This is a genomic window from Paenibacillus sp. LjRoot153 (genome assembly GCF_964253085.1).
In the GTDB taxonomy this organism is placed as follows: Bacteria; Bacillota; Bacilli; order Paenibacillales; family NBRC-103111; genus Paenibacillus_E.
Map to the genome: position 1 here is coordinate 6,304,213 of NZ_CAXUQH020000001.1, position 23,245 is coordinate 6,327,457.

Annotated in this window: 16 protein-coding genes; 2 read left to right on the forward strand and 14 right to left on the reverse strand. The window is 44.5% G+C overall.

Going from position 1 to position 23,245, the window contains the following annotated elements; translation table 11 throughout:
* Positions 1-12: 12 nt before the first annotated feature.
* The 3 genes from ACSQ8P_RS27235 to ACSQ8P_RS27245 all read right to left on the reverse strand — a co-directional run bounded on the left by ACSQ8P_RS27235 (position 13) and on the right by ACSQ8P_RS27245 (position 3,713).
* On the reverse strand, positions 13-1,098 hold the full coding sequence (locus ACSQ8P_RS27235) for an ABC transporter substrate-binding protein (protein ID WP_436238053.1): 1,086 nt from the start codon (positions 1,096-1,098) through the stop codon (positions 13-15).
* Positions 1,099-1,306: 208 nt separating this feature from the next.
* Positions 1,307-2,302, reverse strand: a complete 996-nt coding sequence (locus ACSQ8P_RS27240) for an aromatic ring-hydroxylating dioxygenase subunit alpha (RefSeq protein WP_436238054.1) — start codon at positions 2,300-2,302, stop codon at positions 1,307-1,309.
* Positions 2,303-2,327: 25 nt separating this feature from the next.
* Positions 2,328-3,713 (reverse strand): amidohydrolase family protein, encoded by a 1,386-nt coding sequence (locus tag ACSQ8P_RS27245; RefSeq protein ID WP_436238055.1) that lies wholly within the window; start codon positions 3,711-3,713, stop codon positions 2,328-2,330.
* Between the two features lie 270 nt (positions 3,714-3,983).
* Here ACSQ8P_RS27245 and ACSQ8P_RS27250 point away from each other — a divergent pair, with 270 nt between their 5' ends.
* Entirely contained in the window at positions 3,984-4,445 is a 462-nt protein-coding gene (locus ACSQ8P_RS27250; RefSeq protein WP_436238056.1) for an Lrp/AsnC family transcriptional regulator, read from the forward strand.
* A 391-nt stretch (positions 4,446-4,836) separates the two neighbouring features.
* Here the strand turns inward: ACSQ8P_RS27250 and ACSQ8P_RS27255 are convergent, their stop codons facing one another.
* From ACSQ8P_RS27255 to ACSQ8P_RS27265, 3 genes are all read right to left on the reverse strand, one after another.
* The gene (locus ACSQ8P_RS27255) at positions 4,837-5,793 is read right to left on the reverse strand and encodes a 3'-5' exoribonuclease YhaM family protein (RefSeq protein ID WP_436238057.1); all 957 of its coding nucleotides are present in this window, start codon (positions 5,791-5,793) and stop codon (positions 4,837-4,839) included.
* Positions 5,794-5,868: 75 nt separating this feature from the next.
* On the reverse strand, positions 5,869-7,665 hold the full coding sequence (locus tag ACSQ8P_RS27260; RefSeq protein WP_436238058.1) for a sensor histidine kinase: 1,797 nt from the start codon (positions 7,663-7,665) through the stop codon (positions 5,869-5,871).
* Complete coding sequence (locus ACSQ8P_RS27265; RefSeq protein WP_436238059.1) at positions 7,662-8,420, reverse strand: response regulator transcription factor; 759 nt, start codon at positions 8,418-8,420, stop codon at positions 7,662-7,664. Before ACSQ8P_RS27265 ends, ACSQ8P_RS27260 begins: the two co-directional genes overlap by 4 nt.
* Positions 8,421-8,724: 304 nt before the next feature.
* On the opposite strand from ACSQ8P_RS27265, the gene ACSQ8P_RS27270 reads away from it, so the two are divergent.
* On the forward strand, positions 8,725-10,896 hold the full coding sequence (locus ACSQ8P_RS27270) for a glycoside hydrolase family 88/105 protein (protein WP_436238060.1): 2,172 nt from the start codon (positions 8,725-8,727) through the stop codon (positions 10,894-10,896).
* Positions 10,897-11,151: 255 nt separating this feature from the next.
* Here the strand turns inward: ACSQ8P_RS27270 and ACSQ8P_RS27275 are convergent, their stop codons facing one another.
* The 8 genes from ACSQ8P_RS27275 to ACSQ8P_RS27310 all read right to left on the reverse strand — a co-directional run bounded on the left by ACSQ8P_RS27275 (position 11,152) and on the right by ACSQ8P_RS27310 (position 23,188).
* Positions 11,152-11,997 (reverse strand): carbohydrate ABC transporter permease, encoded by an 846-nt coding sequence (locus tag ACSQ8P_RS27275; protein ID WP_436238061.1) that lies wholly within the window; start codon positions 11,995-11,997, stop codon positions 11,152-11,154.
* Positions 11,994-12,893, reverse strand: coding sequence for a carbohydrate ABC transporter permease (locus ACSQ8P_RS27280; protein ID WP_436238062.1), 900 nt, complete (start codon positions 12,891-12,893; stop codon positions 11,994-11,996). Before ACSQ8P_RS27280 ends, ACSQ8P_RS27275 begins: the two co-directional genes overlap by 4 nt.
* Before the next feature lie 69 nt (positions 12,894-12,962).
* A complete protein-coding gene (locus tag ACSQ8P_RS27285) occupies positions 12,963-14,321 on the reverse strand; it encodes an ABC transporter substrate-binding protein (RefSeq protein WP_436238063.1) in 1,359 nt (452 codons plus the stop codon).
* Between the two features lie 287 nt (positions 14,322-14,608).
* Positions 14,609-15,229, reverse strand: coding sequence for a hypothetical protein (locus ACSQ8P_RS27290; protein ID WP_436238064.1), 621 nt, complete (start codon positions 15,227-15,229; stop codon positions 14,609-14,611).
* Between the two features lie 169 nt (positions 15,230-15,398).
* A complete protein-coding gene (locus ACSQ8P_RS27295; protein ID WP_436238065.1) occupies positions 15,399-17,987 on the reverse strand; it encodes an EAL domain-containing protein in 2,589 nt (862 codons plus the stop codon).
* A 105-nt stretch (positions 17,988-18,092) separates the two neighbouring features.
* Positions 18,093-19,562, reverse strand: a complete 1,470-nt coding sequence (locus ACSQ8P_RS27300; protein ID WP_436238066.1) for a methyl-accepting chemotaxis protein — start codon at positions 19,560-19,562, stop codon at positions 18,093-18,095.
* A 375-nt stretch (positions 19,563-19,937) separates the two neighbouring features.
* Positions 19,938-21,800 carry an FAD-dependent oxidoreductase gene (locus ACSQ8P_RS27305; RefSeq protein WP_436238067.1) on the reverse strand — a complete coding sequence of 621 codons (1,863 nt, stop codon included), beginning with the start codon at positions 21,798-21,800 and terminating at the stop codon, positions 19,938-19,940.
* 140 nt (positions 21,801-21,940) lie between these two features.
* The gene (locus ACSQ8P_RS27310; RefSeq protein WP_436238068.1) at positions 21,941-23,188 is read right to left on the reverse strand and encodes an NAD(P)/FAD-dependent oxidoreductase; all 1,248 of its coding nucleotides are present in this window, start codon (positions 23,186-23,188) and stop codon (positions 21,941-21,943) included.
* Positions 23,189-23,245: the final 57 nt, after the last annotated feature.

The window sequence follows — 23,245 nt, forward strand, 5'->3', positions numbered from 1 at the left end:
CCAAAGTTTTGTTTATTTTTTAGGCAAGAATTGTGTTGTGAACACTTTATCAATATTCTCAGCAGTCTTCAGTACGCCCACTTCAACTAATTGCTTCTGCACTTCTTCCCATCTCTCTTTGGTCATAATGCCTGTGCCTTTAGTCGCTGCATCGCCACCGAATACAAAGTCCATTTCCTTCGCTGCGCTGTATTTCATCATGTCGAGGCCCATATCCGGGTTCTTCGTTTGAATGCTTGGGTTAATCTCATCGGAATGATCTTTGTAGTAATCCCAGCCCTTCACCGTCGCTTCAACGAAAGCTTTAACTTGATCGGGATGCTCCGCAATCATCTTCTCCGTTGTGAAGTACACGCCAGCATAAATTTTATAACCAGAATCGGCAACGAGCAGCGTACCGTAGTCAACCTTTTGTTGATCCATCGTGAATGGCTCTGAGGTCACATAGCCTTGCGTTAGTGCCGTTTTGTCACTCACAAAGTTCACTAATTGTCCTGTATATTTCATTTCTTGTGCGTTTGTTAATTTGTATTTGTTTTTGATAAATTGCCAGAAGCTCGCGGTTGATGCTACATACACTTTATGCGTATTTAAATCTCCGAAATCTTTCACACCGGCATCTTTATGATAAAACAAAGCTTGTGGACTCTTCTGCATCGAGGTTGCAATAGCTACTACAGGTATTCCTTCTTGTCTGGCTACCAAAATGTCATCACCATTCGCCATCCCGAATTGGGCTTTACCAGAAGCTACGATTTGTGTTGAGGATACGGAAGGACCACCTGGCATCAATGTCATATCGAAACCTGCATCCTTGTAATACCCTTTCGCTAATGCTGCGAAATTCCCGCCATGCTCAGGTTCCGCGAACCAGTTCAACACCACCGTTGCTGGAACAATCGGTTTGGCGGCTGGTGCCGCCGATGCTGCAGGAGAGGCCGCCGCCGCTGCCGCTTGCGCTGGTGTTGGCGCTGACGAGGAAACGGGAGTACTGGAACTTCCACATGCGGCTAGCAAACTAGAAATCATCACTAAACTTAGGGATACAGCTCCTGGGCGTTTCATTGCAAGTGCAAGAGTACGTTGAAATCGTTTCATGGTTAACTTCCCCTCCATATTTGGTTTTCTATGTCTCTACATCGTAGTAACCTTGAGTCAAATATACGTTTCACGGCTTGTTTTCGTCAACGAATAGACTGACGTTTTGTATTTATTCACTATAAAAGTACGCCTTTTCATCACTTTTACAACTGTATATTTATTGTAAAGTGAATAATAACACTTAAAACCGAACATTAAGATGCAATTAAATCGTCCCAACCACCACACCTAATTCTTTCAGCCAACGACGATATGCTATCGAGAAGCGATCCACTTTATGATTCAGCTCGACTTGAAGATCTAGAGGCAGCAGCTCAGGCTTCTGCGTCTCAATCACTCTGGCATCCTGTTCAAACACGATGTCTTGGAATTTAATAAAGTTCGCATCATCAACGTCGTACGCGTAGTTACGAGAAACCATCATGAAGACGACACATTCTTCAGCAGCTACAGGCAGTATGGTAAGCATAATCCATAACGTTTGACCATTACTCGGATCCGCCTTCGATAACCTAGCAGACAGTGGCCGATATACTTCCTTCCTATAGACATATGTGGTGCCCTCGCTTTTATCTGAACCAGAATGCGCAACAGGCTGGAAAATTGGAATATTTTCGATATAGATACGATCCTCTTCCTTCACAACCTGGAAATCAGGAAGCTCGGCATAATCTGGGTGACCTAGTAAATCCTGATGCACGAACATTAAGTGAGCGAAGTCTGTGAAATTTTCAATCACACGTGTTCCAGCTGCGGCAACCTTATACGGTCCGCAAGGAAGTGGATGGTACTCCGGATTCGCAAACTCCTCAAAATGTGGAATAGGAGCTGCTGGTTCACCGATACACACCCAGATGAGGCCATATTTCTCTTCACATGAATACGTAACAGCTTTCGCCCGAAGTGGGATTTTCTCCCCTTTAGGCTGTGCAGGAATACAAACACATTGTCCAGAGGAGTCGTACTGCCAACCATGATACGGACAGACCAGCACATCATCCTTGACCCACCCTTTGGATAACATCGCTCCGCGATGGACGCATAGATCTTGCATGGCGTGAACGCCTCGGCTTGAGCGATAAAGAGCTACTCTTTCTCCTAAAATGATGACACCTACCGGTTGATCTTTCAGCTCAGATGCAAGGTACACCGCATGCCAATCATTTTCAAGAACGGGATCATGTAGACGTTGTAATGCCATAGAATTCATCCTCCTCTAATTGGACCTACATTTGATTCGCAAAAATAGGATACTGCCCCGCTAACTTGCTTCTAAGTACGTCAACTCTGGCTTGCGCTCTTCTCAAAATCTCCTGCTCATCGATCCATGTGCTCTTCCCATGTTCCACAACTACTTGCCCGCCTACCATCACCAAATCGACGTCATTGCCGTTGGCGTTATAGACAAGTGCCGAAGATGCGCGATGCACGGGGCTGATATGGGCTTTCATCATATCTACTGTGACTAGATCTGCTTTCTTCCCTGGTTCTAAGCTGCCTAGATCTTGGCTTCGGCCAACTGCCTTTGCCCCATTCACGGTCGCCATTCGCAGCACGTCCATCGGGGGCAGCAATGTGGCATCCAGCTCATTCACTTTGTGCAAGCACGCAGTAAACTTCAACACTTCGAGATTATCTTGGCAGTTGTTGCTGCCAGGTCCATCTGTTCCTAGGGCTACATTGATGCCCATTCGCAACATCTCAGGTACCCGAGCAACGCCGGAAGCTAGGTACATATTGGAAACGGGACAATGGATGACGGATGCTTGTTTATCTTTAATTAGCTCAAGCTCCCCATCATCCAGCCAAACACCGTGGACAACCTGTGTCTGATCGCCGAGTAAGCCGACTTCATTTAGTAGCTCCAAATTTCTAAGGCCATATCGCGTCATCGTAGTATCGATTTGTTCACTTGTTTCTGCGACATGTACATGAGAAATGAGCCTGCGATCTCGACTGAACACGGCTGCACGTTCGAGGTATTCTCGGGAACAACCATATAAGTTGAGTGGTCCTAGCGCTATTCGGATGCGACCGTTCGCTGCACCTTCCCACTGATCAAGTAATGCGTCAGTGGCATTGAAAATCTGCTCACCGGTCTCTCGCAGGCGAACTTCCCCAGCTAAGTCGGAGCCTCCTCGTGCCAAATGTCCACGAATTCCCGAATCGACCATTGCCCTTAGCACGCTGGCATCATTCTCTGGGTACGTGTGGATATAGTGATGATCCATCATATACGTAGCCCCTGATTTCAGATTCTCAATACAACCAATCAATGCGGCCAGATAGAAATCCTCCGGCTCCATCGCGAGACTCATGGGCCAAATTATCTCTTTCAGCCATTGAGCTAAGGGAGAGTGATCCGATACGCCACGCATAAACGTTTGGAACAGATGTGTATGACCATTCACGATTCCGGGGATCACTACTTTTCCCTCTGCGTTGTAACGGTATGACGCCTCTTGGAGAAGATGATCTAATCTGCCATCGGACTTCCATTCGCCAACTTCACAAATCACATCATGCTCCATGTACACATAGCCTGGTTTGAACATTTGGTTCGTAGCATTCATCGTCAGGACGGTTCCGTTGTAGATGAGTTTTTTGGACATATGACAGCCCCTCGCGTTATATTTTCTAACACTTAACTTGTTGTATTTTATTTGTGTTATATTAATTAACATGATTATATGTACACTTCCGAATATGGTCAACACCATGTGTAAATGCACATCACAAAAATAGTTTCGTTTTTTCAAAAATATCATGATAATCGATTAACATTCGTTGTATTTTTGACGTTTTTAGCGACATATTTTGAGAAGATCAAGGAATACTGAGCAATTGTATATATTTTCAGATTATGATGAGGAGTGAGGTTCATGTTAGATTTGCACGATTTAGACCCAGTCGATCAAGAAATTATTAAGTTGCTACACGAGAACAGTAGAATGTCCTATGCGAAAATAGGTGAGATTTTGAATCTATCGCGTGTCGCGATTCAAAAACGTGTTGAAAACCTTATCGACAATCAAATTATCGAGAATTTTACGATTCGTTTGAATGCAACGAAGCTAGGGAAGGTGGTTAGTGCTTTCTTCGAAGTGGAAGTGGAGCCGCGCTACGCGGAGGAAGTTGGAAACTCGCTTTCGGCGGACCCGAATGTGGTGTCGATCTACCAAATGACAGGAACCAGCTCCCTGCATATGCATGCCTTATTGAAGGATGATGCTGCATTAGAGGAATTCCTCTATAAAAACATCTACAAGTTGAACGGCGTTGTGCGCGTGAACACCCAAATGGTGATTAAAAGGTTCAAACAAGGAACGGGTTTGGAGCTTTGATTTGGACTATCGGAGGCGACTAGCTGGCTTGGATTGTCTGCAGCAATTAGCTGGAAGAACTCCAGCTATTTCGTCAGTTTCAGTTGAAATTTAGAGTTTAGATGGAGAACGTACATCTAATTCTCTGGATTCGGTTGATTTCGGCGGTTTCGACTGAAAATAGCTGTATTTTTTACAGTTATTTCAAATAAAGCTAAGAATAACATGAAATTAACTACATATTTTCCATCTATTAACTTTTAAATGAGCGCCTAGGCTGGGTCGCGGCTGCGGGTGCGGGTGCGGCTGCGGGTGCGGCTGCGGGTGCGGGTTGCCCCACAAGCTATCCCCCAAACACAAAAAGCTGTTCCCAAGTAGATCCCTCTACTTGGGAACAGCTTCCACCGCTAGCTTACAGCTTCAAGCGATACATCGCTTTGTTTTCTAACCCGCGGATCATCGGCGTCCAAGACTCGGACTCCGGTGTGATGAGCAGCGTGTCCTCGACCATTTGCAGCTTCGCATCCATCGAGTCGATGTAATGAAGTGCGACTGCCTCCGGTAGCTGCGGCAGTACAGGACTTCCCCACTCCGGCAAGTTATGGTGGGAAAGGACAATATGCTGCAATCCAATAACGGGGTCGGATTGAAGATCTAGCCCAAGGTGCAGAGCAGCCTCCGTAATCCAATTGGACGCCATGGAGATATGACCCAGCAGCTTCCCTTGCACGCTATAGTCGGAAACGATGCCGAGCTGCGCGATCATTTCTTCTGGCTTCGCGATATCATGAAGGATAATGCCTGCTTTGATCAAGTCCGCATTGAGAAATGGACGCTGTTTGCAAATAAATTCACCAAGCTCCAGCATTCGCACGATGTGATAGGCAAGCCCTGCGAAATACGCATGGTGATGCGTCTTAGCCGCTGGATAATGGTCCAGCTTATCCCCGACCTTCGCCACACAAAACGATACGATAGACTGAATAGTTGGATTCGTAATACTCGCCAACACGCCATTCATCGTATGAATCAGATCAGCTGGACTGATCGGCGCAGAGCGGATAAAATCAGTGATTTGCACACCATCTTCCGGCAGTGCTTTGCGAATCTTCCCAATCTTCACTTGCAAGCGTTCGCGGTACAATTGAACCAGTCCCTGTACCTTCACTAAGGTCATTGGGAAAAAGGTCTCTTTATCCGCAGCGCTGACGTCCCACATTTTTGCGGATACCTGTCCACTCGCATCACAGAGTACAATATCCATGAAATCTTTGGCAGGTGTTGTATTCGTCTGTTTAATTTCCAACTCTTTAATTAAGTAAAAGCCCGTAAATTCATCTGGTGCTTGTAAATGTTTAATTAATGTCATGTATGTGCCTCCAATAATCAATAGGAACATTATACTACGAAATACGCCTAATTGATTAGTGGCATACCTAGAAATTTATACCGATTCCTTCTCGGCATCCGTTTCCATGTCCATTTCCTCTTCTGCCGGGAAGGTAATGTCAATCACCGTGCCGTACCCAACCTTACTCCGAATGTGAAAACGATGCTTATCCCCGAACATGAGTTGAAGCCGTTTGCTCGTATTAAAGAGGCCTATGTGCTCGACTTGTTCCTCCGCTTTTAATGTTCCCTTGAGCTCCAACAGCTTCGCTCTGCTCATTCCAACGCCTGTGTCCAATATCGTAATCGCAATAACGGGCCCGCGAGCTCTCATTCGGATTCGGATGTAGCCGAAGCTTTCACTTTCTTTAATCCCATGATAAATAGCATTCTCTACAAGTGGCTGCAGCATAAGCTTCATAACCTTATGATGTGTGATCGCCTCGTCGTATTCCCAAATGATTTGAAACTTCGATTTATAGCGAATTTTGAGAATTTCAATATAATTGCTCGTATGATAAATCTCCTCGGCCAAGGTTACCATTTTATTCCCCTGACTAATCGAATACTGCACAACCTCCGACAAATAGTCGATCATCTGACTCACTTCGTTATGACCACCGGTCAAGCCCATTGATTTCCAGAATATAGTTCGCAGCGTATTCGCCAAAAAGTGGGGATTAATATTGGATTGGAGCGCCATCATTTCCATCGCTTGCAGCCTATATTTCTTCTCTGACAGCTGAACTTTCAAATAGCTTTGTTCAATGAAGGATTTAATCATATTTTGCAGGATAAAGCTGTACTCATCTGTTACCTTAACCGTCAACTCTGGAATCGGCAGTCCCCGCTCTGCCTTGTCAATCGTCAGTAAGATCGTTACGAGATTGTTATAATTTTTCCGCGACACATAGTACGCAAGCACGAATCCTAGGATGAGGGAGACAATGAGCAGTGTAAACGTCACATACATGAGCTTAATGGGCAGCTGATAGAAATACTTTTCCTGCGATACGGTCACATACGTCATTGGGTATTGGGTAGAAGCAATACTTGATATGATGTATCTTTCATTCGAAGTGGTCTTCTCGTAAATGTCGGAAGGAAGCTGGCCCGCGTCCAGCAAATTACTGACATCCAGCTCCTCTTCATTCGAGCTCGCAATAACCTCACCGCCGGCATTCAGAAGAAAAATGGCTTGATGAGGAAGATATAAGAAATCCTTCATCACTTTCTCTATATCTTCCTTTTTAATGTTCATCACAAGGCAGCCATCAGGCTTCGTTGAGCCTGGCGCATATATTTTTTTGTATATCGTCACGACCGGTGTTTCGGTTTTATCAAAGGAGAATCTCTTTATCGTTCTATTTTGGATAACAAGATTACTTTCACTCGTCATAGCACTCGCCGTCCGGAACCATGACGTATCATAGAACTGGGTAATACTCGTAATCCCTTCATTGGAGGCAAGGAAGTTCCCTTTGTCATTAGAAAAGTACAGATAGATCGAATGAATATAGGGTTTAATGTTCGCTGGAGAATTCATCATGCTCATGAACGTTCCATAAGCCTCAATGTCATAAGGATTCAATTCTTCATTCCGCAATACAGACTTCAGCTTTTGAATCAATCGAGCGTTGTAATTAAAGGTATAATGCAGCGATTCCTGCTCATCAAAAAGCAATTCAATTGTACTTTTCGTTTGTTCAAGCGTTTTGTAATTGGACGTATTGACTTCTTTTTTGATATAGCGCTGCGTCGTAATAATGGAAAATGCCCCCAGAATAATCAATGGAATCAATAAAGGAATAATTAAGCGGATTAGGCTTTTGATAAAAAACTTCTTCCTCATTTCAACTCCTTCTTATTGCGATAATCCCTCGGGTTCATGCCATAGTAGTTCTTGAACGCCCTCGTGAAATTAAAAGCATTGCTATAGCCGACCATTTCGCTGATTTCATACGTTTTATATTGAATATCATCCAGAAACTGTGCTGCTCGCTGCATGCGAACCTGCGTTAAGTATTCAGAGAAAAGAATGCCTGCGTGTTTTTTGAAAAACTTACTCAAATAATCTGGGTTCAAATTCACGATTCGCGCCAGATCCTCCAAGGTCACATGCTGATAATTCTGCTCCACGTGTTCTTTAATTGTATGGATCATTTTCTCGGCAAAATTAGATAGATCTTCCGGCTGACTCCTCGCTTGCAATGGGGTTGCTGTTTGGTTCAGGCTATCCAGTTCTGTCTTAATCGTCGTGAAAACACGAACCAGTTCATTGAAATTTGTGGATTTCAAAATATACCGTTTCACACCAACCTCAATTGCCTTTTGAGCATAATCGAAATCTTTGTAAGCACTAAAGAAGATAATATTAATTTTGGGATAATGGACACTAAGCTCTGCAGCTAGATCAACCCCCGACATGATGGGCATTTTGATATCACATAAGACAACGTCTACTGGATTATTTTGGATAAACATATAAGCTTCTTTCCCATTCTCCGCATCACCTACGACCTGAAATCCAATAGAGTCCCATGGGAAATATTTGCATAGTCCATTTCTTATTTCAAAATCATCATCCACGATTAGTAATCTGTACATAGCAACCTCCATACCTAGCCCGTCATTTCTTACTTCTCCTTAATTTAAGCGCTTCCAAAACTGTAAATATCCCCCTACTATATGCCACACATGCCGAACATCGCCATTGCAAAAACTATACAGCACGCCTTCCCCTCTCGTCCATATCCTCAATAGACATGATAATACGCATCATCCGACATCCCCTGCAAAGCGCTCTACATTTGATAGTTTATATCTAACCAAATGAATTTTGTAATCGCGAAAGTACTGCTATCATTGTTGCATATCATTTCCATCCTATCTAGGTGAAGGGGTTGCCACCATGCAAACGTACTTTGAATTCCAAGAAAGTATTCACTACCGACAAGGCCATCATGTTCCTACAATCATCGAAACGATTGCCAATAAGTATATTAGCGCGAACCCGCCTAGCGGCTTTACCTTCCGAACGATCCATCCAGATACAATCATGCAAATGGAGGATGGACGCAGTGATTTGAATTTGAATACGAGCTTTCCAGAAAGCCCCCTTGGCAGCTACGGTCATGCGTATGCCATGGTGTATAGCAACCAAAAAACCTTAACTGAACTGTCGTTAAGTTGTTACGGACCAACTAGAATCTTCGTTAACGGCAGTTTATTTTACCGCTCGACGATGGCCGACGATGTGAATGTGAATCATCATAAACTTTTGAATGTCCCGTTAAAAAGAGGTTGGAATGCCTTTTTCATCACGCTAATCAAAACTTCATCCGGATTCGGCTGCCGATTCGGCTCCAGCAATAGCAAATGGTTTCCGATCCATTTCCTCTCTCCTTTTCAAGAACGAACCGGCATGGGCGGCTGGGTATACGCCTTAGCTAATGTGCCCCACGACTATACGGATGGGACTGTGCCTGCTGTAGATAGCCTAGAAGCGGAAACGGGTCTGGATTGGCTCCCACGTTTGCAGGAATCGACGCCTAGCAGCTCCCTCGCTACGTTATTTGGCGCACAATCTGTGAAACTAGCGTATGCGTGGAGCTCCGTCTACTTGGATGAGGATAACGATGACCCGTTACATCTGCTAGGTACTTCCGCCGGCAATATCCGCATGTGGGTGGATCAAGAGCCTGTCGTTACATCAGACCATGGCGCTTTCGAAGTTACGCTCACGCTCTCTGCTGGCAAGCATGATATTATAATCGAATCCACATGTTCCGAGAAGGCATGGAACTATCAAGTATTCGCTGAAATAAATGGTACCTCGCGTGACTTTCGCTTACCCGTAGATATCAAGGGAACGAGATCACCGTGGCTTTATCTAGGTCCTCTAGATGAACCAATCGAGAAACCTGAGAGCATTCGAACTCTCTATCGCTTCGAACCGCATGAGAATGCTTATTGGAAATCAGCGGAAGGTTACGGCGTACGGCCCTATTTGGAAAATGAACTGTTCGCCAAATGGAACTACCCACTTGGCGTGACCTTATACGGACTGCTCCAGGCAGGCCGGGAGCTTGGGCGAGCGGATATCCTCACCTATGTAACCCGTCATATCGATGCGTGTACTCAGCTCTATGCGTATGCCAAATGGGATAGAGATACCTACGGTTACCCTGCTATTAATCATCAACTCGTCGAATTGAACATGCTCGATGATTGCGGTTCATTCGGTTCAGCTATGCTAGAAGCTTATGAAACCAACAAAAACCCCATCTATTTAACTATTGCACATACCATCGCAGATTACATCATGAATACCCAAGAAAGAAAGGAGAATGGTGCCTTTTATCGCCAACGAGATGGTGAATACCAGACCAACACCTTGTGGGCCGATGATTTGTACATGAGCACACCTTTCTTAACCCGTTACTATAAACAAACTGGTGACATCCGCTGTGTCGACGAAGCTGCCAGACAGTTTCTCTTGTTCAAGCCCTATTTGTACATACCAGAGTTACAAGCTATGTCACACGTGTATGACTTCAAATATGAAACCGCCACTTATGTACCATGGGGACGTGGGAATGGATGGGTCATTTTCTCACTATCCGAGCTGCTCGCTGTACTCCCGCAGGATCATAGTAAGCGACCAGAGCTCATTCAGTTTTTCCGACAGCTGGCTGAAGGATACCTGAAGCTGCAAGGCGTTAATGGACTTTGGCATCAGGTGCTGACAGATCCCACCTCCTATGAAGAGACCTCATGCACCGCTATGTTCACCTACGCCTTTAGCCGAGGTATTCGATACGGTTGGCTGGACGACATCGCACCTTACAAGAAGGCCATCACCCTCGGTTGGGAAGCACTCACCAAGATCGCCATCGATGCCACCGGCAATATTTATGGCGTATGCAGAGGCTCCGGTTATTCCTTTACACCCGCTTATTACAAGGAGGAGCTAGGCTGGATTCTCAATGACACACACGGTATCGGGATCGTGATGCTTTGTGGCATTGAATATGTGAAATTGCTGACGGGAAATTCCCAGAGTAAGGTAACTGTTAGTTGAACGGAAAGAAGTGAAAAACCTGCAGAATCTGCAGGTTTTTCTTCTAGTATAGTAAACATCCCCTGTTCTTTGAAACACCAGAATAACCAGAAAAGGTTCAATATATCCAGATTCTCATGTAGCTGCGCATACAAGTGCAGACCTTGATTTCCCTCGAGTTAGTCGATTATATCGACTAACTCCACCATGTAGAATAAGGGATGCTGCGCCGAGTAAGTTAATCTCACTTGGCGCAGCATCCCTTTAATCCAAACCTTAACCCTTCAAACCGGTTGTCGCGATGCCTTCCACGAAGTATTTTTGAGCAAAGAAGAAAATCATCACACAAGGTACAATGGCCACAATGGACATCGCCATCACTTCATTCCACATTGCGGCTGAGCTGACATCCAGCGACATGCGGAGCCCGAGCGCCAGTGTAAACTTTTTCACACTATTGATGTAAATCAAAGAATTGAAGAAATCATTCCATGTCCAGATGAACTGAAATATCGCTGCCGAAAATAACGCCGGTTTACATAACGGTAGTAGAATTCGGGTCAAAATAGAGAACGAATTACACCCGTCAATCGTTGCGGACTCGTCTAACTCCCTCGGCAAGCCTCTGAAAAATTGCACAAGCATGAAGATAAAAAACGGATAACAAGCGAATAATGCCGGGATCGTAAAAGGTAGATAGCTATTCAACCAGCCAAACTCCTTAAACAAAATATAGCGCGGAATAATGATAACCGCATTGGGAAGCATGAGCGTTGAGATCATGATCGCGAACAACACGTTCTTCAGTGGAAAGGTGAATCGTGCGAAGCCATAGGCAACAACTGTGCTGGATAGCAGTGTAAACAGTACGACAGGGACAACCATTTTGATCGTATTGAATAGAAACACACCGAACGTAAATTGCCCACTTCCCTGCCAACCTTTCGCATATGAGTTCCAGACGACATGTTTAGGAAAAAGATTAAGCGTCCCGAAAATCTCATTATTCGCTTTGAACGAGGCAAAAAACAGCCAAATGAGCGGATACACCATGATCAATCCAAAAATCGTGAGGAATGCAATATTGAAAACACGCTTCATCCTTACGCCTGCTAATGTCATTTGCGGTCACCCCCATCCTCGTAATACGTCCAGCGCTTGGAGGACTTGAACGTTATCAACGTCACGACCAAAATGATAATGAATAGTATCCATGAGAGCGCTGATGCGTACCCCATTTTATAAAACTTAAAGCCTTCGTCATACAGCTTGAGCGCAAACAAATACGTTGAATTCATTGGCCCGCCATTGGTTACGACAAATGCTCCTGTGAAATCCTGGAAAGCATTGACCATTTGCATGATGACATTAAAGAAAATAATTGGCGAGATGAGCGGCAGCGTTATCGTGAAAAACATTCTAACTTTGGAAGCACCATCCACCCTGCAAGCTTCATAGAGTTCATTCGGAACTTGCTTTAAGCCTGCTAGAAAGAGAACCATGGAGGAACCAAACTGCCAAACGGACAACAAACTCAAGGTAAATAGCGCCATATTGGGACTTCCAAGCCAATCAACAGGTGGGATATGCATCGCTTTCAGGATGCCATTCACCATCCCTTCCTTCATGAACAAATATCGCCACAGGATGGAGACAGCCACACTTCCGCCAAGAATGGATGGTAGATAATAGACAGTCCGATAAAAGTTAATGAATTTCATATTCGTGTTCAACATTAGGGCCACAAGCAAGGCAAAAACCAACTTCATCGGAACAGAAATAACGACATACAGAAGTGTGATGATCAAGGAATGATAGAAGGCCGTATCCTTCGTAAACATCGTGATATAGTTCTTGAATCCAACAAAGCTGGGGGTATTCGTAATGCTGTAATCCGTGAAGGAATAGATGAAGGACGAGGCAAAAGGATACAGCTGAAAGATCAAGAAACCAATTAACCAAGGTGCGATATAGACGAGACCGATATTCTTTTTAGTCAATTTAAGTAAGCTACTCATTCCGATTTCACCTGACTTTATGTGGAATAGAATAGGGTGATGTCTCGACTGGCACATCACCCTATCGGTTTATTTCAAGTCTTTGAATTTATCTTGTACACGTTGAATGAGCTGATCCGCACCCTTGTCAGGGGTAAGGCTGCCATAGACAACCTTCTCACAAATATCACGGATGATGTCGGCAACCTCAGGATTGTTTTGAACAATCGGCGGTGGTGATGTCGGATTTTTCAGTGCATTATCCACCATTTTCGCAACATTCGGATCGATTTTGTTCGCCTCGACCAATGTTTTCTTGGCGATTTCGGAGGTCGGCACAGAACGTGTATCCAACAGGATGAGTGCGGCTTCTTTGCTGTTTAACAGCCAGTTGCTGAACTTCACAGCTTCTGCTGCGTTCGCTGATTTTTTGTTCACGGAGAGAATCATCGAAGGCTTCGTCTTCACGCCTTGAGCCTTGCCGTCTTTGGCAAATATCGGCATACCTACCGCGAATTTACCTTCGCCCGCAGCCGTTTTATACTTACCAACTGTTGAAGACCAATCTAAGGTCATCCCAATTTCAGCGTTGACCCATTTCGGATTTTGTTCCATTTTACCGCTGAACAGAGCTGCATCTCCCAATGGCTGCGCAGCGCCGCTGTCGAATACCTTTTTCATCATCGTCAATGCCTCGGAGATATCTTCTTTGGATGCCGTGATTGCAGGTTTATCGGAAACCCAGTATGTACCATTTTTGGAATATAAGTATTCACCTAAAATAAACTCACCTAGCCCACCCGTTGTCGTACCTGGCTCCAGCGCGAAAAGATAGTTCCCCTTGTTGGTCTGACTAATTTTCTGCCCTGCTTCGATGAGTTTATCCCACGTCCATACCGTGTCAGTGGAAAGACCATTTTTATCAAAGAAGGCTTTATTAATCATCGTCCCAAATCCGTTGGTACCCATAGGCAAGGAAACGAGCTTGCCATTCACCGAATCATATTCATCCAAAATTTTCTTCGGAAATTGGCTGAGATCAATTGCAGATTCTTTGCTCAAATCTACGAAAATATCACCTTGCGCGGATAAGCTGGGCAGCCACGGGTAATCCAACTGCATCAGATCTGGTGCCGAATTACCAGCAATTTGCGTCATAATCTTCTGTTGGTAGCCGTCGTAGCCTTGATACTCGCCTTCGATTTTCACATTTGGATTCAATTTCGTGTACGATTCAATAGCCGCCAACGTGGCTTTATGTCTGGCATCGGAGCCCCACCAGGCAAACCGTAGGGTGACAGGCTTTGCTTGTGCTTTAGGTGTCTCTGTACTTTGCGCCGGCTTCGTCGTCTCTACCGCTGCCTTCTCACTACTACATCCAACAACTGCGGAGACAAGTACCGTCATGATCCCTACACTGCCGAGCATTTTACCCCATTTTTTCTTCATATACACTGCCTCCTGAATGGTTTGATCTGATCTATGTGCGCTTCGTTCTTTCCTATTAAGAGAATATCATCCTGCATGAGGGAAATATATGACGCTGCCTTGATAAAAACTATCACAAATGAAGCGTTTGCAAAAGCACATCCATTATTGATAGGAAGGAACGCTGAAGGAGATAGGTTTCCCGATGAGGGAAATTGACACGGCTGGGCTTGTCTATCTGTCAAGCAGCCAAGCACCTCATGATCCTGCAAACACAGAGATCGAGGCACCCACCAACGCTTATCCAATCACATGACATACTCACGAAATACCTCATTCACATACACATATTTACTCGTTGGATATTTGAACCCGAGGAAGAAGCCAGAGAAATCAATCCGAACAGAAACAAGTCTCCGACTCGTTACTGTACTTCGTATCAATTGATTCAACAAGGTCTCATTCTGTGTATTGATTGCCTTCACCAGCAGCGCCGCATAACTCGGATTGCAGATAATTTCCCGATATAGGGGAATGACTGCCTTCGCGATCGCGCGATTAATCGTGGAACTGAACGTGAACTGTACTTGACCTGGACGAATCGTCGTCCCATTCGTGATCACAAGAAGCGGTTTCGGCAGCGGAAAATCGACGAACCACCCCACGCCATTCGACGCCAGTGCCGAAAGTGGCTCTGAACCGATGACTGAGCGCAGCAGTTTATTCATCCGTGCAATATCGGTCTCCCGCACGGCCTTCGCCCATTGGACGGAGAACGTACGGCTAATCGCCAACTTACGATAGAAAGGTAACATAACTGTAGCGACCTTACGAATGGCATACACGCGTTGTTGGATTGGCTTTGCCACGTGCAAGCTAGCTTTTCTTTTGATTTTGACGAGTCGCTGACCCGTTCCGTATATATCCATCTGTATACACGCTCCCCAATCACCATATAAATTAGACTATTGCTTATGGCAGGGGATGGTGTGGGCATGGGGAAACATTGGCAACTAAAAAATCTGCCCCCTCTCCATTGGAGAAGCGCAGATTTTTTTCTGAAGCACGATTAGTATGAAAACCATATTCCGAGCATTTCTAGCGCTCGACATTGCGCTTTTGAGGAAAGAACCAGTTAGGGTCACTATCTACTTGTGGTGCTCCCAGTAATTTCAATGCTTCATCGGCCGGTAGAGGTCTGCTAAAGAAATAGCCTTGTCCTTCATTACATTTTCGGGAAGTCAGGAATGTGTATTGATCTTTCGTTTCGACGCCTTCTGCAACTACCTTTAATTGAAGTCTCCGACCGAGAGCAATAATCGTCTTGATGATAGCGATATCTTTAGGGGATTCCGGAACATCCCTGATAAAGGAGCGATCGATTTTCAGAGTGTCAATGGGGAAGTGCTTTAAATAGCTTAGTGAGGAAAACCCGGTGCCAAAATCATCGATGGAGATATGAACCCCAACCTCTTTCAATTCATTCAATTTATTAATGCTCTTTGTCACATTATTCATGACAATACTCTCTGTCAGCTCTAACTCTAGCCATTTGGGTTCCAATGAAGATTCGTACAAGGCCCGCTTCACGACATCCACAAATCCATCCCGGTGGAACTGGACAGCTGAGATGTTGACTGAAATTCGGATGGGATCTATACCGCTATTCTGCCATTGTTTATTTTGGTTGCAAGCCATCCTGAGTATCCATTCCCCAAGCGGGACGATCAAGCCAATTTCTTCAGCGAGAGGAACAAACTCCGCCGGTGATACAAGTCCTGATTCAGGACGCTCCCAACGTACTAGCGCTTCCATCCCCGAAATTGTTCTGTCTGATAAGGTAATACGCGGTTGGTAGTGAATAATAAACTCATTTCGTTCGAGTGCTCTTCGCAGATTTACCTCCATACGCAATCGTTCTTCTGACAGTGCATTCATTTTACTGCTGTAGATCTGAGAATTATTCCTGCCTTCACCTTTTGCATAATACATCGCCGTGTCTGCGTTTTTTATCAAACTCTCAGGACTTTTCCCATCGAACGGATACAAGCTGATGCCAATACTAACGGAAACAACAAGTTCATGTCCGTTTATCACTACCGGCTCGGAAAAGCGATTAATAATTTTCTCAGCTGTCATACTGACAGTGTCGGCCCCATTAATCCTAGGAATAATCAGTAAAAACTCATCCCCACCTATCCGTGAAATCGTATCCTCTACCCTCAAGCACGCCTTCAATCGATCTGCAACCGTTTTTAATAACAGATCACCTACATCGTGTCCTAAGGTATCGTTAATACTTTTGAAGCGGTCCAAATCTAGAAACATTACGGCAAACATATGACGACATCTTTCGGCTGTTGCTAGAGTCAATTCGAGTCTCTCGCTAAATAAGACGCGGTTTGGCAGTCCAGTTAATGCATCGTAGAACGCGAGCCGTTCAATTTGCTTTTCATGACGTGTACGTTCAGATATCATCCCATCGAAAGCGTCGATCATCTTATTGAAGGCCATCGATACTTGGCCCAATTCATCCTTGGAATCAACGTCTAGTCGCGCGGTCAAATCTCCCCCCACAATACGTATGGCAGCTTTCTTTAGCGCTAGAACGGTTTGAAGTACGGAAACATTAAACGCGATAAAAAGATAGAGCAGCAACACGATGATGATGCACGAAAAAAGGGTTATATAATCTTTTTTTACATTCAGCCGATGCATACGTTCTTGAAGTAACCGGTCAAGCACTGGGGATTCTGAATCGTAGAGTCTAAATCCAGAATCGATTACCTTCGTTGCCCTATTAAAAAATTCGGAGGGTTGTACATTAATTCGGGTCGTATCCATAATTTGATTGCTAAGATATTTTAAAAACAAGGTTGTTTCCAAGACGTTTTCCTGGATATGCGTATTAAGCTCTTCGTTCAGCTTGGAATTTTCAAAATCAAAGGGTATATCAGATAATCCGCTCAGCGACGAACGGATGATGCCAGACAGAATAATGAGTTGTGTCTTTTCCTCTTCTGTTATGGCTTGTTTTGCAGCTATGCCTACTCCGATACCTCTTGTCTGTCCTACCGTTTCTATGATGGAGGGAAGCTTGGTGATGAGGGTATCCATAAGATAATAGCTGTTACGTTCGGGGTCAACTTTCAAGCCGGACCAATCCTTAATATTTCCAATTACAGCAAGTAAGTTCGATACAATTGAAGTATGTAATTCGAAGCTCTCTTTAATCATGTCGCTGTTTAAAGCGAAACTTTCATTCGGTTGCAAGTGTGATAAGCTGCTTTTTAATATAAACCACTTCTCCTTAATGGCCTTCCATTGTGTTGTTGTATGAAAACTACTGCCTAGTTTTTGATCAACCTTGTCGATTTCGATGATCGTTTCCTCAATTTTGGTCTGCTGCCGAACGATATTATCCTGAAACGAACTATCTCCGGACAAGAAAGCGTTAACGATCCCCCTGTGCTGCTGAAGAGCTTCCAGAAGCGTACGAATATGATTGGTATATTCAATTCCTAATCTCTCATTCTGAACGAAACGAATGTCCTTCGCGATACCGGAAAAAAGTAAATATTCCGTCTGTATGATCGGCAATGAAAACAGCGTGCCGATCAATAAAAACTTTTGCCAATATTTTAACCGCTTCATGATGTTAACTGCCGAAAAAAGATTTCCGCTCATTTATATATCTCCCCGCAAAAAAAGAATTCTCGCTCCCGCTTCTGCTCCTGTGAAGAGAATCATGGACATATCCTATTTTCATTGCGCATCGGAATATACGATGGGTTATCCCTCTTCCATCCACTCGGTCACTAAGTCCATCGTCTTCTTAAAGCAGATTCTCCCTTTGGTAATTAAAGATTGCTTCGCGTTATCATATTTCCCTTCCAACATCCAATTCGCATTTTGGTCTTTAATGTCACCAAATTCTTTCCAAGCTGCACACAACGCCTCAAAATAATGACGATCCTTTTCTGTTTTCACTTTTGCTGAAATATTAGTAAAGCAAACCTCTAAATGAGCCTCATTCGTCTCCTTTTTTCGATGCCATGCTTTTATCTTCTCAATCTCACGCGATTCGATCATGGAAACCATCACAGCACGAATAGCCATAGCACATTCAATCCAACGATTCATTTCAATTTGAAGGGGATGACTGTCATGCCCCGAGGGTAGTCTGAATTGGGAAACCGATGAACGGAGTGACAAGCTTTTTAGAGCCGATTCCTGAATGTTTTCATTAATATCCAATAGGTTTTGTTGTTGAATTTCAACGGATGCCAATACTTCTTCACTACCGGCAGCTACTTGCTGGATCATCGCGGAAGTTTGATTGACAGAATCCGTAATCGATAACGTGCTGCCAGTTATCCCCTCTAGTCTTCCGTCAACTTCTCTCATTTCGCCAACGATTTGCACGAGAAACGTTTCTACCTTTTTATATTTGTCAACAGCAGTTTCCAGCGTTTGTACACCGGCTCCAATCGTAACATCTATCTTATTGATAGACTCTCCCAATACATCAGCACTTTGGGTCACAGTCCCAATTAGTTCTTGGATGCCTAAAGTCTCCTGTTTGGTTTGAACCGCTAACTTGGTAATCTCCTTAGCGACAACCGCAAATCCCTTCCCTTGTTCCCCTGCACGAGCAGCTTCAATATTCGCATTTAATGCGAGCAATTGGGTTTGACTGCTGATTTCTTCAATCAACCTTGTAATATCAGCGATCTTCTCAATTGCCTTACCAAGACGATTCATCCGTTCTTGCACCTGAACGCTTTCACCGGAAATATAGCGCATTTGTTCCATTGCGGAGGACATTTCCCTTTTTCCTAAAGAAACATCTTCTGACAATCCTTCCGACGAATCCACAATAGATCCATTCTTTCCTTTAACTTCTTGAAGAAAGTAATGAATTCGATTCATTTCATCTGCAATGTCAGAAACATGCTCCGATGCGTCCTGCATGCCAACTGCAATTTCGCGGATCGTAGAGGTAACTCCTTCCACTTGTTCAGAAATCATCGCAGATTTGTCGCTCGTATCCTCCATCTTTATATGGAGTTCTCTGGAAGAATGGTCAACCACCCGTACGAGTGATTTTAAACTGCGGATCGTTCTCTTCAAGATAGGCATCATGGTAGATCTCTCTTTGACAGCCACTCCGTCACTATTCACACGGAAGTCGCCGTCCGCCAATTTGCTTAGACTGCTTTCAATCTGATTATACTCGGCTAAGTGCAATAGCTTGATCATGGGCTAAACCTCCATTAATTATTTATTCATTTATTCGTAATTGTGAAAACACAAAAAGCCACAAGGCACCTGTTTGAAATGAGATGTCAGCGCGGCTTCTTTGCCGATTTAGCACGATAATGTGCTAGAGAAGATTACAATCACACTCCTGTGATAGTAAGAACATTATAGTCGACACTTGAATTTTATGTCAACATATGTAACATTATATCAGTTTATTTGTCATTTATTTTCTATTTAGATTGAAAATAGTCATTTAATGTTAATTTATATAACATATAAAAATACTCGGTTCCATAGGTGTTTCAGAAATAAAGAAAAACCGTCAGGAAAGTTCATCCTGACGGTCCTTTTTAGATTGATCTTTTCCCTTTCTCATAAACGCCTCACGATTACCTCGTCACGAGCCTCATTCCAATCCCAATGGTAGCCTAGTTCTTCCGCAAGTTTCGCCCAGCTTACGAGTACGAAATTGTTCAGCACTTGCACATCTGCCGAAGGAATCGTTCCCGTCCTTCCCATAAACGTGTATTGAATGCGTTTATTTTCTTCATCATACGTAGCATCACCTTGGCCTAGTTTCTCGAACGTTTGACTAAGTGGCACCCAGGGGATGTCTCCAATGACAATTGGCTTGATCCCGTTGTAAGTGACAGCTTGACCTTCAAGTCTGATTCGGATAAAAGGCAAATGATGCGCGACTTTATTGCCTTTCAGCAGTGTAATCCTTCCTCTGTCCAACTCAGCTCGCTCCCCCTCTGAGAGATGAGCAATTTTGTCCTTCGCAACCTGATCATGCAGCTTGATCTGATAGGTATGCTCCATCCGCTTATGAAGTCGAGTAATTTCCTCTGGGGTCGTCGCCTTCAGGCTTCTTCCCTTCATCTGCGCCATTAATACGCCTATAGTCTCCCCAGCCATTGCCCCGTTCGGCTGAATTCTAGCGCTTCCGTAAGCCACTGCGGTTGCACCAACCAGCTTCCCCGCGGTGACGACATTGTCATAATCATGCAGCAAGTAGCTTCGCAGAGGCATCCCATATTTATCCGGTCGCCCGATTGCTAGTCCTTCCCGATTGGAGCGTGAGCCTTGAATGTCCATGAAATACCCACCGATGCTGACATTATCCCAGAACATCCGGCCGCTCATTAAATCCGATGCCTGCAGCACATATTCTGTTGGGTAATGGTTATACTCGCGGACGTAGAGATTATTCGGCTCTCCGCCTAGTTCCAACTTCTCGAAGCCAGCCATATGTTTGCGTAGATGATCGCGTATGAAAGGCATTTCTTCCTTCGCGAGCTGCATCCCCCGTTCGATCGTTTCCTCCCGGCTTGGATCGATGCCATATACCTGAAGCGCGTTAATCATGATCTCTCCGTTACCTTGATTAAGAATGTTCAATCCTCGGAGATTAAGCTCGTTTTTGTTGTGCAGTTCATAGGCAGATACGATTGGCGGAAACCCATAAGCAATGTGCGAATTCACATAGCTTTCGGGTCCGAATGTATGCGCTCGCTCGACCTTCGTCATTTTCCAAAACTGAGTTTGAAACTTGTCCCAGTCGACTCCCTTAAATTTCATCATGTACGTGCCACTCATATATTCGCGTTCCTTGCTCCCATATAGCGCTTCCAACCCAGGAAGCGGCTGCACATCGAGCTTGCGAATCAACGCAGCGTCATCCGAATTATCAACAAAATAAGAAGGCTTCACCATTCGCCTTTTTCCATCACCGTCGGTATAGGCAAGAGAACTGACCTTATTGCCTGTCACTCTCAAGTCGTCAAGCACGATATTTTTCTCAACAGGAATGCCTTCTATAAGCTTGTGAAAATAATGAGCAAAATCCGTCTTCGTGCGGATACTTCCTTGTGTGTACTGTTGAAAAAGCTCCTTCATTCCGCCTTGCATGAGCAGAGTGCCTTCATCATCGTAGGTTCCATCGAGATAGAGCATTTCTCCCTGAATGAGTTGTCCGCCTAATCTCTCTTTCGTTTCGAGGATTAATACGTCGAGTCCTTCTTTCTTCGCCTTTTGGGCAAGATACATGCCTTCTAGTTCTGTTCCCATGACAACCACATCTGGTTGAAAGGTCGAATGCGTATGTAAGGTAAATCCTCCATCGCTGTCTCGGAGCAGTCCGAAGTAGCCCAACATCCCGCCAGCTATCACGATAAGTACGAGTATGCCGAAGAAGATTGTCGATTTCATATTACTGGCTAACCCATTTTTCAAAAGTTCATCACCCTGCTGCATCGAATAAGTGCTTTCCCCTATTGTATGCATATTAAAGAAAAAAACCAACAGAAAAGTGACAAAAAATGGACCACCCGATTTCGCTAACGAAATTGGGATGATCCATTTTTGTCAGTGGCTCATTCTTCTAAGCCAACCCCTGCCTGAAGTAATCGCATAATTGTCTGCTGTAACAATTCGGGTTCATTGGCATAATTGTAAATGCCAAGAAAAGCCTGCGATGCTTCGGAATTACTGCCTATTAATTGATTTACCAACGACTGTTCCGTTGTAACGGGTGTATTCTTCGTCGTTTGGCATGCCAGATGATAACGAGACATCATTTTCGACTCCAAAGCAGTCTGGTATTTATCAGCCATTTGGCTCCAATTGGTTTCCCAATCTCTTGTTTCTGATAAAGTGTCCCTCAATAAGCGCGCTCCATAGATCGCATCATGCATACCTTGCCCAACCGCAGGATCCTTGAATGAAAGGCTATCCCCAACGAGAGCCCATCCAGGACCCATACCTTGGAACCAATCATTATCATAACCGAGCAGCCCTTTAATTGGCTCTTCTAGCGAGGCATCTCGAAGCCGCTCCGGGAAATTCGTGCTGTCGAACCCCTTATCTACCAGCTCACGCAACCCCGCTTCTGGATTATTTCGGAATTTCTCGCTCCATTCTTTATTTTGCAAAGGAAACATAATCCCGATTACAAAAAGATCATCGCTTGTTGGAAAAACAATAGCTATATTGTCTTTGATTTTATAAAATTCCACACAGGGCTCGCCCTCTTGGCGGAAATTAGAAAAGTACCCCACATACGAGGCGAAATCCGTTGGAACCGCCATTTTCCTTTCACTGTTCACCAATCTTCGTAACGTAGAATTACGGCCGTCGGCACCGACAACAAGCTTGGCCGTAAACTGCTCCGCCCTGCCATCGCGATTCATGCCAGTAATCCCCGACACCGTATCTTGATGATACAGCAACTCCGTGACCCGAAATCCCTCTAGAGCGGTAACACGCTCCTGAGCACAAGCATGCTGGAATAGAACTTGATCCAAATACTTTCGTCGCACGCATAAACAGTGCGTTTCCCCGTCTACCTCGGGAAAAGCTCCATCCACGACCATTTCGTCCATTTGAATAAAAGCCCGTTTATACATGGGAGTGCCCGTCTGAAGCAATGCCTCCAATACCCCCATCTCGCGGAGCATGGCTACTGAATTGTTAAAGAAATTATGCGTAGACAGGATATCACTTGGAAACGTACTTCGATCCACAATCAGCACCTCGTAACCGACCTTCGATAACTCATAGGCTAGCGTTGAACCGGCAACTCGCGCACCGATTATTATAACATCATAATTTTTCGCTGACATTCCCTTCCTCCTTACCCCTGAATGCTATTAGCTTATCAGAAGTAAAGGAGGGAGCCA